Source organism: Aureispira sp. CCB-E (assembly GCF_031326345.1).
Lineage (GTDB): Bacteria > Bacteroidota > Bacteroidia > Chitinophagales > Saprospiraceae > Aureispira.
The window spans coordinates 3,887,730-3,905,332 of the sequence record NZ_CP133671.1 but is presented as its reverse complement, the minus strand read 5'-3'; the positions used below and the strand labels follow the sequence as shown (position 1 = coordinate 3,905,332).

The 17,603-nt window shown below is 36.7% G+C and carries 9 protein-coding genes; all 9 read left to right on the top strand.

Going from position 1 to position 17,603, the window contains the following annotated elements; all coding sequences use genetic code 11:
- Positions 1-135 precede the first annotated feature (135 nt).
- The 9 genes from QP953_RS15155 (at position 136) to QP953_RS15115 (ending at position 17,505) form a co-directional block, all read left to right on the top strand.
- Positions 136-6,075 carry a T9SS type A sorting domain-containing protein gene (locus QP953_RS15155; RefSeq protein ID WP_309551611.1) on the top strand — a complete coding sequence of 1,980 codons (5,940 nt, stop codon included), beginning with the start codon at positions 136-138 and terminating at the stop codon, positions 6,073-6,075.
- Between the two features lie 250 nt (positions 6,076-6,325).
- Positions 6,326-11,335, top strand: a complete 5,010-nt coding sequence (locus QP953_RS15150) for a gliding motility-associated C-terminal domain-containing protein (protein WP_309551610.1) — start codon at positions 6,326-6,328, stop codon at positions 11,333-11,335.
- A 57-nt stretch (positions 11,336-11,392) separates the two neighbouring features.
- Positions 11,393-12,370, top strand: a complete 978-nt coding sequence (locus QP953_RS15145; protein WP_052598772.1) for a PorP/SprF family type IX secretion system membrane protein — start codon at positions 11,393-11,395, stop codon at positions 12,368-12,370.
- A 411-nt stretch (positions 12,371-12,781) separates the two neighbouring features.
- Positions 12,782-14,299, top strand: coding sequence for a hypothetical protein (locus QP953_RS15140; RefSeq protein WP_309551608.1), 1,518 nt, complete (start codon positions 12,782-12,784; stop codon positions 14,297-14,299).
- Positions 14,300-14,305: 6 nt separating this feature from the next.
- The gene (locus QP953_RS15135; RefSeq protein ID WP_309551606.1) at positions 14,306-14,845 is read left to right on the top strand and encodes a hypothetical protein; all 540 of its coding nucleotides are present in this window, start codon (positions 14,306-14,308) and stop codon (positions 14,843-14,845) included.
- Positions 14,846-14,847: 2 nt separating this feature from the next.
- Entirely contained in the window at positions 14,848-15,855 is a 1,008-nt protein-coding gene (locus QP953_RS15130; protein WP_052598775.1) for a glycosyltransferase family 2 protein, read from the top strand.
- 214 nt (positions 15,856-16,069) lie between these two features.
- Positions 16,070-16,459, top strand: a complete 390-nt coding sequence (locus tag QP953_RS15125) for a hypothetical protein (protein ID WP_052598776.1) — start codon at positions 16,070-16,072, stop codon at positions 16,457-16,459.
- Positions 16,460-16,704: 245 nt separating this feature from the next.
- Positions 16,705-17,106 (top strand): hypothetical protein, encoded by a 402-nt coding sequence (locus tag QP953_RS15120; protein ID WP_156039844.1) that lies wholly within the window; start codon positions 16,705-16,707, stop codon positions 17,104-17,106.
- 6 nt (positions 17,107-17,112) lie between these two features.
- Positions 17,113-17,505, top strand: a complete 393-nt coding sequence (locus tag QP953_RS15115) for a hypothetical protein (protein ID WP_052598778.1) — start codon at positions 17,113-17,115, stop codon at positions 17,503-17,505.
- Positions 17,506-17,603: the final 98 nt, after the last annotated feature.

Sequence of the window (17,603 nt, the reverse complement as noted above, 5' to 3'; positions counted from 1 at the left end):
ATATATACCTTTCATTAGATAACTTGTACCCTTCATTAGGTAATTTGTTCCTTTTACAATTATTAATTTTTTCATGCTTTTAAAGCCGTATATTTGTCCTTTAATATATTTTACCTATTCATTAAAAAGCCAATTATGTTTAAAGCTTTAATTTTGACTTTACTGCTGTTACTATTATCTTCCCACTTAGTTGTTGCTCAAGCAGCAGCTAATTTTGATGGTGTAGATGACAAAGCAACTGTTTATCACCACAGTGATTTTAACCTTTCAACCCACGATTTCACGATAGAAGCGATAGTTAGAGATGTTGCTTTAGAAAAACCGATGTTAACTATTATTTCCAAAAGAAATTTAGCCACTAATGGCTTTGCCTTAATGATTAACACACATGACGGCATGAAAGTAATTGCAGAAATTGGCAAAAACAAATACGAGGTTAACACCTCAGTTTTTGAAGATAAAGGATGTCATTCAGTTGGTCTACGGCGTTTAGAAAATAACATCACTTTGTTTATAGATGACAAAGCGTATCCACTAGGAAAAAACACTAGTGATATCAATACAACTGAAAACCTAATTATTGGTGATGATGGTTCTAGTACACACCAACCTTTTAATGGTTACATTGAAGAAATTCGCTTTTGGAAAAATGCTCGAATAGATGAAGAAATTTTTGACTGGAATCATAAATGTATTCCTTCCTCAAGTAGTGATTTGCTAGCTTTGTGGAATATCGAGGAAAACGCAGGGCAGTTTTTTCATGATGTCGCTAGTATTAAACATCATGCTTATTTAGGGAACGGTTTTAGGAGTGATAATCAAGATCCTCTTTGGAGTTCTAATGAGTGTTTGGAATCTTGTTGTGGAACAAAAGCCGATTTTAATGTCTCTAATTCTAATCCTCTTGCAGCTCAATGGGTAAACTTCACTAATACATCAACCAATGCTATTTCATACGAATGGAGCATAGATAACCAAGTAATTACTTCTAATCAAGATTTACAATATTCCTTTGCTATCGGCGTTTATATTGTTGGTTTAAAAGCTACGAATAAAAGTGGTTGTTCTGCTTATTATAGTACAGTCATCGAAGTAACAGATAATAATTTTTCTTATTGTGGAGAAGAAAAATTTACATCTCCGCAAATTCAAGCACTAGAAGACTGGGAAAATTCGGAATTGATTCCTAGTCCATTTCCAACCATAAAAATGTATGATCGTTTTGGAAATCGATATCTCCCCAATGACGTTACAATTCCTAGCCAACTAAGATCTACAGGAAGCACTAATTCCTCTTGTGGTTGTGGAATTTTTGAACTTTACTTTGAAGATGTATTTTATAACAGAGACTATGGCTTTGACGATCCAACTTTAGGGGCAGATAGACGAGCTGTTGCTTGTCGAGTTTTTGAAGACTTATCTGTTTTAGTAAATCCATCAGGAACATTAACAAACAATTTAGTTAAAATTCAAGTAAAAAAATCCGAAGGTAAAGCTCCTTTAGAAAGGGCTCCTATTGATGAACTAGACTCGGGTATTCTTGCTGTAGCAGGTCCTTATTTAGTTACGACTTATAACGTAGGGACAATCGATGGTTTAGTTTATAAAACCATTACTTCTGGAACTAATGCTCTTGCCAATACACCAGGCTGGAATACCAACTCTTTTCATGGTTCAATGCGTGTTGATTTTGAGTTACCAAACTTTTTTCTTAACAACAATAACTGGACTAGTATAGCTCCTAACAATCAAACTGATTTATATTCTACTTTGTTACACGAATCCTTACATCTTTTAGGTTTCTATTCTTTAATAGATGCTACAAATAATTTAAGTATAATTAATGGTACACAAGTATACAATAGATATGATACTTACTTAGAAGATGCTGCTGGCAATCCTTATATTGACCCATCTACAGGTATATTAAATCCAACAAGTAATTTTATTGGGAGTACAAGCTGTACTGCTGATGTGAAATTTAATGGTAATGTAAATACCAATCAACAAGTATATTTACCTTCTCCTTGGAATTTCTCGATATTAAGTCATTTCAATTGTAATGCAAGTAATTATCTAGCTTGTGCTTCCAATAATGGATATATTATGAATGCTTGTATACCAGCAGGAGAAATGCAACGTGCTCCTAGTCAAGCAGAATATAGTACGCTCTGTGATATTGGGTATCAGTTAAGTGGGGTATATGGAAATTCAAGTGTAGGAACTCCCAATAATAACATTCCCTACCAAACTTATGTTAGTTGCAGCTTCCCTTGTGCTGTTGCAGGCATTAATGATGATTTAACTACTACGATTTCTGTAGCTCCAGGAGGAACAGTTACCATCAATGCAAATGACTTTTTAGCCAATGATAACAACATAGGTGGTTCTTATAATTTGACAACCTTATTAAGTAGTTTTGGAACATTTACCAATGTAACCACTTCTAGTTTCGACTTTACAGCTGATCCTAACTTTTGGGGTACAGCTATTATTCAATATCACCCAACTTGCGCTAATGGAAACAATGGTTCTAATGCTTTAATATTTATTCAAGTTACAGCACCACCATTCCCCACTTGTGATTTACCTGCTAACAGTTGTAATTTGCTTTGTTTTGGTGATTTTGAAAATATTGTTGGGGCACAAAATGGTACTACTGTTGGTATTTGGGATGATTTTTTGAGTACATATAACGATTCTGGAACGCCTTTATTTGGTAGTGTTACTCCTTTTCCAATTACAACGGAACTCATTCGTTTTAATACAAACACCAATGCACCTATCGGGGGAATTAATTTAAACCCAAAAATATACCAATGCATTGGTGCTACGCCTTCTGCCCCTGGACCTTTGCAAGCTCCACTTCCTGTTAACTACCCCAATAAGACCAGTTATATTGGCATGAATACTACAGCTTCGGCTTATCCAATCTATGACCAAATTTACTTACCTTTAGCAACACCACTAGATGTTTCTACCGCAGGAACAGATAACTATCGACTTACTTTTTGGGCATTTACTTCCTGTGTAGATGTGCATCTAAGAATGATATTAAGTGATGCCCCACCGTGTATTAACGGAGTGAATAATTTCTATGACCCTGTTCATGCACCATATTCCCCAACTCCTATTTGTCCCTCTTTTTATTATGTCTTTGCACAGTCTCCCAACTGCTCAGCCTATACTGCTGCTTTAAATAAAGGCATCATTCTAAACAACCCTTCTAATAATCCTCCTGGAGTATACACTTGGAAACAATACAGTTTAGATTTTCATGTAAATACACCCAATGTTCAACATGCCGTATTTCATCCTGTTCTAGGTACAAGTCCCGTCCCACAGGGTGGTTCAACAACTTGTGCTTCGTCCTACATACTCTTGGACGAAATGGTCATTGAAAAAATTGATCCTCAACCTCAACTAACCATCAACTCCTCTATCATAGGCACCCCTTGTCCAGGTAATAAAGTAATCATAGAATACGATATATGTTCTGATGCCCCTGTGTCTAATCTTAACTTAAACGCTCCGTTGCCATTGGGGAGTGGATTATTGTACACCAATACTTTAGATTTCAACAACGGTCAAATTACAGGTTTAGACTTAGGCACTGGAGGAAATCCACTTTGCACTTTAGTTCAATTAGAAGTCGAAATTCCTGTTGGAGCTAGCACACCTAGCACGCAACGTATTGTTTTGGATGCTACAGGAGGGACGGCTTGTATTAGCGCTTCTTCCAATCTAACTATGGACATCAACATTACAGGAAATACAACATTAGCTCTTGCTGTTGTGCCTTCTGTATCAGGAAACGTAAGTATTGGGAATAATTTCACAGCTGACATAGTTGTTTCTAATACAGGCAACAATGCTGCTCAAAATGTCGTTGTCGAATTGCCAATGGGACCTTACTCTTTAGGTCTTAATTATGTTCTAACTACCACTACAATTCCTAGCATTCCAGCAGGAGGACAATATACCATTAGTGCCATTCCTATTAGTGTCTCTGGTCCTTGTGGAGATGCGCAGGTTTGTGCTGAGATAATTTCTGCTGATAATACTTGCAATTTACCGTCCGCTTGTAGTCCTTTGTTAACTGTTATTGGGGCTAGTACGACTAGTTTCCCAATAGAAGCCGAAAATGCAGCACATACAGATGCTACTATTTTTACTGCTACAGCAATTAGTAATAATCATGAAATTTACAGTGTCGGTATTTTTAGTAATGATATTGACTTTACAGAAGGAACAAACACGAATACGCTCGTTAAGAGCCATACTTGCTCTAGCCTGTTTAGCCCATTCTTAGTAAAATACAGTTCCTGTGGCTTCGAATGGGCAGTAGAAATTCCTGCTTGTAATTTATTAGATTTAAGAACAGTTCCAGATGTAGAGGTTGGACACAATGGAGATATTTATGTCGCCTTTTCTTTTTTAGGTTCTTTTACAATTAATGGAACAACTTACACTAGCCAAGGAGATGCAGATATTGCTATTATTAAATATGATGCTACAGGAACCCCCGTATGGGTAAAGACAGAAGGTGGCGTTGGTGAAGATTGGGTAACAGATATTGAGACTTATTATAATGGAACTAACGAGGAAGTATTTATTGTTGGAACACTATTCGGTTCTGCTCCCAATTCTATTTTATTTAATACAACTCCAATTACTACTGTCAACTATAATAATAATGGTCCTTTTTGTAGTGCCTGTTTGGGTTTTGGAGGAGGTTTATCTGGTGGAACTACTTATCTATCAGCCTATACTGATTATGGCAACTTAAGTTCTAACACTTGGGTTAAAACACTAAATAATGTCGCAACTTTTTCGGGAAAATTGAGTATTGATATGCTTGGCAATTCATACATAATAGGTTATACAAATTCAAGTTTCTCTTTCAACAGTTCAATAATTGGTAATATTACAACTAATCTCAATGAAGGACCTCCCTCTTCATCAAATGCAGATATTGATTTATTTGTCTTAAAATATGACAATTTGGGTAACGAAATTTGGGCAGAAATTTATGGTAGTGATAAAATAGACATTGGCTACTTAGAGGCATCAGATTTTGAATTTGATATAGAATGTGAAGGAAGTACACATCTAGGAATTCTTCTTCCAAGTGGTGCTATCAATTCTAATGGTCCACAACCCTACATGCAAAATTTTGGTACGCATTTATTAAGAATCAATACATTTGATGGGAGTTTAAACTGGGTAAGACCTATTGCACTACCATCTACTACAAGTAGCTCCATAGGAAATATACCCCATGCTTGTCAACTAAAAATTAATAATAGTAATTATTTAATTAGTGGTAGTTTCTACCTTGGGAATCCTAATTCTGCTAATCCACAATATTCCCCTAATATTGATTTTCATGGTACAACTATAAATTATACTTCTATGAGTGCCTATCCTGTCTATGATAAATATCAGGGAACATTCCTTTTAAATTTCAACAATACAGGCACTATGCAATGGGTTCTTCCTAATACTTCTCTTACAGTTTCTACTCCTTCTACAAGCACAGAATTTGCGCTTCGTCACTTAGATATAGAAACAGATAATTTTGGAAATATTTATAGTCCATTCTATCTTCAAGGTATGACAACAATCAATTCTAATAACCTCATAGGTGGTATTGGTGGAAATCAAGATGTAGTAGATGGATTCATCAGTAAAATAGATGGTACAACAGGCAGTTATTTACGTTCTAATGTTTCTAGTAATAGCATAAATGGACAAAATGATGTCACTACCATAGGTAATCATCAAACTTTGGCTACAACTGAGATTATTACTAACTCAAACTTGTCAACTAAGCTACACCCCAATCCAACCACAGGAAAGGTAACCTTAGAAATCAAGAGCGACCTAGCAAACAATCAAATAGAGTACATTACTATTTATGATGTAACGGGTAGAAAAGTGCAAGAAATTAATACCCAAACCTCTCAAAATAGTTTTGACATCAACTTGAGCAGCCAACAAACTGGTGTCTATTTTGTCGAAATGATGATTAATCAAGAATTGATTACCAAACGAATTGTTTTAATGAAATAAAATTTCTTTTTCAAAAAATGGAGCCCTTAAGCACTTACCTGTTTAAGGGCTTTTTAGGTTTTTGACCACACAGAACCAAACATTTAGTGCTTTTAAAACTTATTTTAACCTAGCAGTAGAGAAAAGAATTATTATTAAATATTTTCAAAGCGTTAAAAATTTCCTAATTTTAGAGGTTCGATGAACAAAACTTAAAATTGCATACAATCCTTAAAAAAATAACCTTTTTTAATACAAACTTATTTTAAGTATGATAAAAACTACTTACAAAAAACTGCAACTCTTACTCTGTTGTCTGTTCTTTTGCTCGATTGGCTATACGAGTTGGGGGCAGGGAACTGTGAGGATAACTGTAACAGAACTAGAAGTTGTCAATAATAGTTACTGTACTACAACCATATTAGGCATCCCGCTAGAAATTGGGGCAAGTGATTTTGTCTGGGAGGCAAAAGTTGATGATGGTCAAGGGAATACTAACAATAATCCATCTGTTCCAAATTTAGCCCCTCTTCCATCTGGACAACTAGGAGGAGGTTCCAATCATTTTTACAAAAATAATGACAATGGACCATACTTAGGAACTTCTAACAGCCCCAATGGAATAACATTTAACCCTACCAATGGAATTATATTTGACTTAGAGTATCCCTGTGGAGTTCCCAACACATTTAATATAGATTGGGTTGGTTACGATAATGATGACCCAGGCTCATATAGTACTTTTCTTAATGAAGGAAATACAGGCACGCAAAATGTTTCTTTAACTCTTCCTCCTATTGGTAGTAGTTCAACTCAAACATACACTGCTACTGGCTCAAACCGTTGCAATACACCTCAAGAATATCGAATCACATTCACCATTGAGCACCTCCCATTAACAGTAACTCCCGTAGCGGATAACATCTGCAACGCCATACAAATCCCTGTTAACAGTACAACGCAACAATTTGCTTGGTGTGGGAACTTGACAACAGAATCTGGTGAACCGACAACAGGAGTTGGAGATGATGTTATAGCCACCCACGGTTCTGCATGGTTTTCCTTTGTTGCTCCTTCTAGTGGACAGGTAGAGATTGAAACAGATTTAAATACAACTGATTTTGGAAATGAGTTAGCGGTATATCATGCTGCTGATGGCTATGGCTGTATTCATGGCAACAACAACTGGGTTGGTTTTACAGGAACAAATCCTATTAAATCTAAATTTGATTATCTTTCATTTATAGGTGAAGATGATGATGACGTTTTCCTAATTAATCCCAATGAAAAGGTTACAGCTCATTTTTCAAGTGTCGGTAACGCCTTTCCTTCTATTAGAACAGGTCATGCCCTAATAGCAGGCGAAACATACTACATTCAATTAACAACCGATCAAAGTAATCAACGAGGTTATGTTAGTTTACGCATAGACGATTTGGGAGGCTCACCTTACCAAGGACATGACATCCCTTGTCAAGGGATAGACGTAACAGCTGATGCCCAATCTCCGACTGTTCGAACAGAAGCTGGTGGACAACCTTTTTCAACACAATTGTATAGAGGAAACCTTACTAGTTCTGTTGTTGACGATCAAGAAATTGGAGCGCCATACAATGGCACAGATGCTACACAATTTAGAGCATACGACTATGTTCCAACCCTATCTAATGGCTTAGATGGCAGCATGTGGGTTCAATTTACAGTAGGCAATAGTGGTCGAATTTACTTTGAAGCTGATATAGATAATGCCATAGTCAACGAAAATGAAAATACAGCTTTGTATGCTCCCGACCCACGTTTTGGGGCAGGAACTCCTGCTGATTTATTTTGTTCTAATATAACCCAAATTGCAGATGCAGAAGGTGGTATTGGAGGAATTTTAGGCGGCACTAAAACTGCTATCATCATGGAACGATGCCTAGAACCAGGTTATACCTATTATGGGATGGTTGATCCTCAAGGTGCTACCACAGCAGATGAAGCAGAGGTTTGGGTATACGACCCTAGTACTTCCGACCCTGCCAACAACCCTCCACCAAACGACATTTTATGCTTGAGTATGCTAGATACCCTATTTGAGGTTCCTGTTAAGCCAGCCAATCAAACCATTCCATTTTCGGCAGTAGCGGGTGATAATACCAACGCTTGTATTGAAACCTTGGCAGGAGAACCTTTTTCTAATCCCAATCCAGCAGCACGTGCTGATCAAACCGTTTGGCACTATTTCACCGTACCACCATCAGGAGTGGTAGAAATTAAGTTGCGTGCTTATGTCGGTTTGGATAGTCTAAATTATGCTATTTATCCTTTGTTCCAAGATAGTTTGTGTTATGGAGGTTTGCAACCAGCCACCTATACCACTGATGGGACACAAGCAACACCACAAATTACAGCTGAATTTAGTGGTACCACAGGCTTTAATGGAGATATAGTAGGGCTTTGTTGCTTGACTCCAGGGACGGTATATGCCATTCAATTAGATGGCGGACACCCTGGCGATGAAGGACAATACATTATTGAATACATCAATGAAATTGAGGTATATGCAGGGGATGCTCAATATAGTGTCTTGGGCGATACCGTTAACTTTATGGCAAGCGATACAGGTTTTGTCTGCTTTGGTGATACACTTTTCCCTAGTGTCATGGTAGATGGAAATGGTGTTTCAACAACAAACATTGCCAACTGTTTGGATATTGGATACATCGTTCAAGATAGCGTCAATATTCCTGATTCAATCATTAATGGTAACTTTACTTTTATTGACTCTGTTTATGCTCGCCCACACTATTGGGTGAATGATGGTACGCATCCATTTTCTCAAAATGCAGTTCATTATGTTGGTCCTATGGCTGATGAAACAGCAACCTGGGGTTCTTTAACTTGTCCTAGTGCAAGTTCTGAGAATGGTGCTCCATTTGTTTTCCTAAGCGAAATTATTTTAACCACGAATTATAATTCCAATAATTGTATTATTGATTTTAGTGCAACAGGTGGTTTCCCTAGTTATAACGGAAGTTTATTTGATTATTGGATTACCAATACAGCAGGCGATACCGTGCTTATGGGACAAACCGCAGCTGGGCTAACCAACCAATACGCTATTCCAGTTGCCGATACCTTTACCATAGTTATTACCGATGGAATGGGATGCAACCAAACAGCTATTGTTGATGCTACTCCTTGTTTAGATCCTTGTGTCAACAATCCTGTTTTTGTAACTCCTGACCCTATTGACAGCTCCGTTTACACTTGTTACCCTGGTGGCGATTCGGCTTTGGTAACCATATTCTTAAATGGCGGCGCCCCAAGTACAACCGTTGGCGAGGCTTATACGGCTACGGTAAGCGGATCAACTACTCCTAATGGAAATGGTGTCTATACCACAACTGGCACAGGAGCACCTTCAGCTACTCCTTTCAGCTTTAGTGTAATGGATGGTGACACTTGGATGGTCATTGTTTTGGATAGTAATGGTTGTCCAGATACGACATCAGGAACATTTGATTACAACTTAATGAATTGTCCTGATTATTGTGCCTTAAATCCAATTACTAGTACCTTTAGTTATAATTGTAATATGGATGGTACTGCTTTGGTACAAATTACAGTTAACGGTGGTCAACCTACCATTGATGGCTCTAATTATACGGTCAATATTTCAGGCTCTACTGTCTTTGGGCAAAACTTCCAAAATGCCCAATTAAATGGTGTCATTGGAGGAGCAGCAAACTTCTCATTTTTAGTAAATGATAGTGATACTTGGACGTTTGATGTCTTTGACATTAATATGTGTGCAGATACCTTAACAGACATTTATACCTTTGATACGTCTAATTGTCCAATTTGTACCATGATGCCTGTTCAAATTTTACCAGACCCTGTTGACAGCAGCGTTTATACCTGTAGTTCAAACGGTGATGCTGTTGTTACTTTGTTTATTACGGGAGGAGCACCTTCTTTCAATGGCGGTCAATTTACCGTCACCACAACAGGTTCTAGTATTGCAGGACAGAATGGAACAACTCAAGAAAATGTTGGAATTTATCGCTTTAACATAGCTGATGGAGATACTTGGTCGGTTGTCGTTTCGGATGAGAATGGTTGTGCAGACACAGCAACAGGTACCTTTAACTACAATCCTCTTGATTTGGCTGTTAACGTAGAGCCTTATGTTTGTTTTACAGATAAAACTGCGGATGTAACCATTCGTTTAAGTGGTGGTGAACCTGCTGCCAATGGTTCTAATTACTTAGTAACTATTATTGGTGCTTCTACGCCTGGTGCTTCTGGTTACCAAATTCCTGTACTAGGAACAATTGGAGACACGACTGATTATACCTTCAATGTTCAAGATGGAGATAATTGGTTAGTGGTCGTCACTGACAACAGTCAATGTGGAGTAGATAGTATTAGTGGCCACTTCCTTTGGAATGCAACGAACTGTGGTGATATTTGTAACGATCCTAATTATGTTGGGGTAAGTATTAATAATGGTTCTGGTTTATACAACTATTCTTGTGATTCGATTGGCAATGCTACTCTAAATCTTCAAATTACAGGTGGTATGCCTGCTCTAACAGCTGGTAATGATGATTATATTGCCAATGTTACCATCAATGGAGTAACCAACGCTTATTTGGTCAACTCGAATGGCAATTTTGGAACCTTGACGCTTAACTTGACGAATGGCGATGCTTGGTCGGTCATGGTGTTTGATGCCTTACAATGTGATACGGCTATGCTGTCAGCTACATTTACTTCTGTTAATGCTGTTGCCAATGCCATTACTCCTCCAGGTATGTTACTCGGACAATTTGCAACCTTAGACGGAACAGCCAGTACAGGAAATATCAACACGTATAATTGGGCACCAACCGCCAATGTAAACGATCCTTCGGCAGCTACTACTACGATTCAACCATTGAGTACAACAACTTATGTACTGACGGTAGCAGATACGTTGGGCTGTACAAGTTTGGATTCTGTACTTGTCGAAGTAGGGCGTTGTATTCCACACCATGCAGGATTTACCCCTAATGGCGATGGAGTTAATGACTTCTGGGAAATTCCTTGTTTGAATTTATTTACCAACCGTGTTCAAGTATTCAATAGATGGGGACTTCCTGTCTTTGAAACGGTTAATTACGATGGCACTTGGGATGGTAGAAACCTAGGACAAGACGTACCTGACGGGACATACTATTATGTTATCTCTGTAGATGAGCCACAATTAAGTGAGCCTAAAATTTACAAAGGAACAGTCACTATTATTCGATAATTTTAAGTTGCTAATGCCTTCCATGAAGGTATTAGCAACTATTTAACTATATCAATTATGAAAAATTTCATCATAATATGTCTTGGTGTATTGTTGCTTTGTACGACTGATACACTTCATGCACAACAAGACCCTCTGTTTGCTCAATACAATAGCAATCCTTTTTTAATCAACCCTGCTGTTGCGGGATCGAAAGGCAACCATTCTCTAAACTTATTTCACCGTTGGCAATGGGTTCGCTTCCCTGGAGCGCCTCAAACATTTGGGTTGACCTATCAAGGAACCATATGGAGAGACAAAAAGAATGGAGATTGGTTGGTCGGTTTAGGGGGGCTGCTATTTGGGGATGTTACAGGTCCTAGCTCTCGTTGGGGAGGAAAAATTTCAGGGGCAGTGCATCGTAAATTAGGCAAAAAAACATTTTTGTCGCTTGGTTTTTCGGGGCGTTTAGCGCACAATATTATCCGTACCGATATGATTCAACTCATTGATCCCAATGACCAAGCGGTTGCGAATGCTGATCCAGGAAATTGGAGCATTGATTTAGAGGTAGGTTTGTATTTATATACAAAAAATTTAACCGTTGGTTTTGCTGCCCCTAATCTAGGACAACGAGTGCTCAATTTTAGCTTCCGCCCCAACAATAGTGAACCAATTGGAAGATATTATCGCCACTACTACCTATCTGCTGCATACAAAATTAGGCTTCCTGAGAAAAAAATCATTATTGAGCCTTCTATTATGCTTAGATACATTCAAGGTGCCGTTCCTCAATTTGAAGGAGGCGTTACGGTGCATGTTTTAAACGAACAAGTAGCCTTAGGACTATACTACCGCTACCCCGCATTCTTATCCTTCCAGTGCAAAGTCTTATTCGACAAGCGTGTTCCAGTCTTGTTGGGATTCGATGTTGCTCTAAACACATTTCAGCAGCATAGCTTAGGCTCTACTGAATTGATGATTGGCTACGAATTTCCAGGTACAGATGTATTTGAAATGCCAGAGGTTGAAGAAACTCCTGATGGTTCTCTGTAAGAAATAATTTAGATTTAATATTGCCCAATACTATCAATGGTATTGGGCTTTTTTATGCACGTATGTTTTTTTTTATCTTTTTAATTAGTACATTTATGCCAAAATGTGACATACAGCAAGAAGAAAAGTTACGTTTATTGATAATATGATAATACAATATTACTATCACCTGTTGTAGAATTGCATCCTAAAAACAATCAAAGGTTGCATCACCCTCAACGTTTTATCAAGGAATACTCTTCTGCATATTTATTGTAATAGTTTACTAATTTTTCATTCGCTACAGCTCATTTGAACAGTTTAAAAAGGGAATCCAAAATTCATTTTTTACTTTGGGAAAGGACAAAACTGCATTCATTATTGCTGCATTCTTTTAGCGAACTATTATTATTGGGGATAATAAAATAACAGATGAAGCATCTAATCGAAATTTCAAAAATTGTAACAAAGAAAAAGGTCAAAAAAATTGAAATATTTGACGACCACTCTTTAAAACAGAAAAATTCAAAGTTTAATGAGTTCTATGAACTCTTAATGAAAGGGGATTTAAAAAGTGACCAAGAGGCCGCTCATGCCCTTTATAAGAGCACGCCGACTGACGACAAATACCGTCAATTAAAATCTAGATTCAAAAAACGTCTATTAAATACATTGTTTTTTTTAGATGTTAATCAGGCATCTAGTTCAAACTACAACAGAGCTTATTATAGTTGTCATAAAGATTGGACGTTAGTCAAGATATTGCTATCCAACAAAGCACAAGACACTGCTGCTCAGTTGGCTAAAAGTATCGTTGGTACGGCTTTAAAATTTGAATTTTCAGACATCATCGTTAGTGCATCTAGAATTCTTCGTACACATGCAATGCAGCAAGAAGACGAAAAATCATACAACGAATACAATGCGTTGTGCCAAAAGTACCAAGCTATATTGCAAGCTGAAATAGAATCAGATGAGTTATACGAACGAACCATTCTCAATAGCAAAAAGTCAAACTCTAAAGCGCCTAATAAAATTGAATTATTACAATCTTATTGTGATCGATCTTTAGAATTGTCGCAAAGCCACCCTTCACCTGTTATTCTGTACAATCAATTCATGATCTTTGCTACTTTTCATGAAGTTCAAGAAGATTATCACAATGTTTACTCAACTTGTGAGACGGCAGAACAATATGTTTTGGAGCATCCCCATTTATACCGAGAAGACAAATTAGCTAAAATCGCGTTGAAAAAGTTATTGGCTTTAGTTCATCTAAAAGATTTTGAAAAGGGACAAATTCAAGCTGAAGCGTATTTAAAAATTTTTGAAAAAAACGAAATTTGGCTACAGCTTTACGAGTACTATCTCTTGCTAGCCATACACTGTCAAGAATATTCTGTCGCACACGATGTTTTTGAGCGAGCTTATGAAGATAAACGTTTCAAAAAAATATCGAATGAAGACCAAGATAAATGGAATGCATTTGAGGTCTATCTTTGTGTCTTGTTGTGGATACAAACAGATAGCAAAAATGAGAAACCCAAACGTTACAAACAATTTAAAGTGAAACGGTTCTTGGAAGAGCCTATTATTTTCCCTAAAAACCAACGTATTTTCACTGTAATTTTAGTCATTGCTCAAGTGCTATTTCTCCTACAAGAAGAACGCTTGGGAGAAGCTTTTGAACGAGTGGAGCGCCTAAAAGGGTATTCTACGCGTTTATTAAAGCAAGAGGAGCACTATAGAATTACTCAGTTTGTCCGTTTGTTGCAACAATTAGCAAAGGCACATTTTGATTACAAGAAAATTGGAGTCCACCAAAAATACGTAGATCGTCTAAAAGAGTCTTCCATCAAATATAGAAACTCCCCCAATGAATTGGAAATTATCCCTTATACACATTTGTGGGAGATGATTTTAGATATTACCAATTACGAAAATAGTTAAGAATTTATGGAAGTGACAATTGAAAACATACATCAATGGGCTTATGATGAAAATCTACATTTTAAGAATCAAGATGAAGCTTCTTCTTTCTATAATCCAACATATATTCCGACATTAGTTGAACTAGCAGGGAAAAAGGATTGCCCCAAACAGGAACGAATTCAATCTATACTAGAATCTTATATCCAAGAGAGTTTTTTAAAACGAAAGACAGAGGTTCTAAAAGAGATCAACGAAAAGCTACAAGAAATAAAGCCTTTTTTAAATACCCAGTGGTTGGTTTTATGGTTTGTTAATTTTCAATATATTTACAATATTTATCAAACTCCACAGCGTTTAACAACTGCTGCTTGTGATAAGATTGCTCATGACTTACTAATTGGTCATTTTACACAGCGAACGTTCAAAAAACACGGTCCCTTAAAAGATGGCGCTTTGGAATATAGTGCAGAAGCAACTCCTTTTAAGCTTTACCTGTATATCCATCCAGTTGATGGCTTGTGGCGAACTTCTAAATACCTTCGTTTGTTAAAATTCGACCAATAGACATGAACGAATCCCTTGTTAGTATTTTAATGCCCGTTCGCAACACAGCTCCTTTTTTGGAAGAATGTTTGGATTCTATTCGAGAGCAAACGTATAAAAATTGGGAATTAATTGCCATTGAAGACCATTCTATAGACAAGAGTTGGTATATTTTACAAAAGTATGCATCATTAGACCATCGAATAAAAGTTTATCAAAATAAAGGCAAGGGTATCATTGCTGCTCTGAGAATGGCTTACCAATATTCCAAAGGTTTTTTTGTTACTCGAATGGACTCTGATGACAAAATGCCTCCTAAAAAAATAGAAATATTACAGGCTCAACTCCATCAAGCAGGACCTGGGCATTTGGCAACTGGCTTAGTAGAGTATTTTAGTGAACAAGCTTTAGGAAATGGCTATTTACGCTATGCCGAATGGTTAAACAAACTTACTCGGGAAGGAAGTAATTTTCAAGAAATTTATAAAGAATGTGTCATTCCTTCTCCTTGTTGGATGGTATTCAAAACAGATTTAGATGCTGCTGGAGCATTTGCGCCAGATCGATATCCCGAAGATTACGATTTATGTTTTCGATTTTATCAACAAGGCTTAACCTGTTTGGCTTCTAATCATATATTGCACTATTGGCGCGATTCAGAAGGTCGCACATCTAGACATGACCCTAATTATGCTGATAATAATTTTTTGGATATCAAGCTAGACTATTTCTTAGCATTAGACTATGATCGCACCCGCCCATTGATAGTCTGGGGTGCTGGCAAAAAAGGAAAATCCATTGCCCACAAGCTTATCGACCAACGTGTTTCTTTTACTTGGATTTGTAATAACAGTAATAAAATAGGCAAAGATATTTATGGCCAACGGTTGTATCCCGTGCAGGAGCTCTCCAACTTAAAGCAACCCCAAGTGATCATCGCTATTGCTCAACCTGATGCACAATTCTCTATTCGAACAATATTAAAAGAGCAGCACCTAAAAATTAAAGATGATTTCTTTTTCTTTGCATAAAGACAACGATTTATTCAATTAAAGCCTAATAGCATTAAAATTTTCCTTAGAGTTTGTCTATCTTCGTTTTAGAAAACAAATTTTAATACAGCACAAATCATAAAAAGACTGCTAAATTTATAAAATATCGTTCTTAAAATCGTATTTTATCTTTTAGTCATCCTTTTATTTTGTGTAAAGAATATTATTAACTACTCGAAATCCTCACAAATAGATGGATTATCATACAAAAGAATTTACATACAAGCTCCGACCCGATGACATTATAGAAATTTCCATGCGAAAAGATTTTGAAGGCAATTTAGTTTTAGAGGAAGTGGAGGAAAATTTGCGTATTTTAGATGAGGTTATTGGAGGCAAACCCAAAGGAATTATATTGCATTTTCCTGAAAAATATGTCAAAAAAGAAGTTCTAAAACAATATACAGAACCTCCTAAACATGTTGTAGCACGAGCCTTTTTAACTCAATCCTTTGCATCCAAATTGATTGGCAATCTTTACCTAACTCTAATACAACGTTTCATAAAAGAAAATATACCTTCTAAAATTTTTAGCAAAAAGCAAGAAGCTATAGAATGGTTGACAAAAGAACTCAACAATTAGCAGCGCAATTTTTGTAGCAAGTATTTAAAACAATTATTTAACTCCTTACTTTTGTTTTCACCCCCCAAAGCACATTTATACTATTTAACTTTATAAGTGTGGCATGATTGATAAACAATAAAAAGTTTACCTCTTGAGATCGCCAATGTAATTGATTGTATTACTATTACGCGGTTTCAACAAACTATTACTAGACGAATATCCCTTTTTGTAAACTTTTGCTAAGTTGGCAAATAAATATAAATATGATGGAATACAACACCAAAGAGATGCATGTTGCAGTGCATTCAAACGGAATTCTAGAGTTACGTCCTGCTCCAGGTTATAATGGAACCTTGACTATGGAAGAAGTTGATAATAATATAGCTGCGTTGAAAAAAGCATTGAACAATCAACCTGGCGCTACTTTAATTTACTCTTCGGGTATGTACGTCAAAAAAGATGTCCTAAAACGATATACCGACACAGGGCTTCCTATTGTTGCTACAGCTCTGATAGCAGATTCATTTGCCTCTAGGTTGGTAGGAAATTTATTTCTGACACTTAGAAAACGGATGGATGCTAGCCAACGTCCTACCAAGATTTTTGCAGAGCGTTCAGAAGCTATTAAATGGTTGGAAAAACAACTTTCGTTAGCCAAAAAATAAAGCAATATGCGGTACAAAACTAAAGAAATAACTATTATCTCGTACCCTAATGCCATCTTGGAAATATCCATAAATAAAGAAGTTCAGGGAGTTTTGACATTGGAGGAAGTAGAGAATAACTTAAATACGCTCCACAAAGCAGCCAACGGCAACACTGTAGCTACTCTAATTCATGTTTCAAATACTTATATCAAAAAAGAAGTCTTGCGACATTATGCTGATGTAGAATTTATCGTTGCTACAGTTCTCTTGGTCAACTCTTACCCTTCTAAATTGATTGGGAATATTTTCTTAAGCATTGTATCTCGTTTCAACACCAGACAAGTTCCTACCAAACTATTTACAAGCAAAGAAAAAGGTATTCAATGGTTGGAAAAACAGTTGGCGTTGCTAAAGTAAATCTTAAAAAAAACGAACTCTTACACTACAAAACGAACTAATATTGCTATTTTTGTGTACGATATTAAGAATAATCGTTTAAGGAAATGCTTCATTTC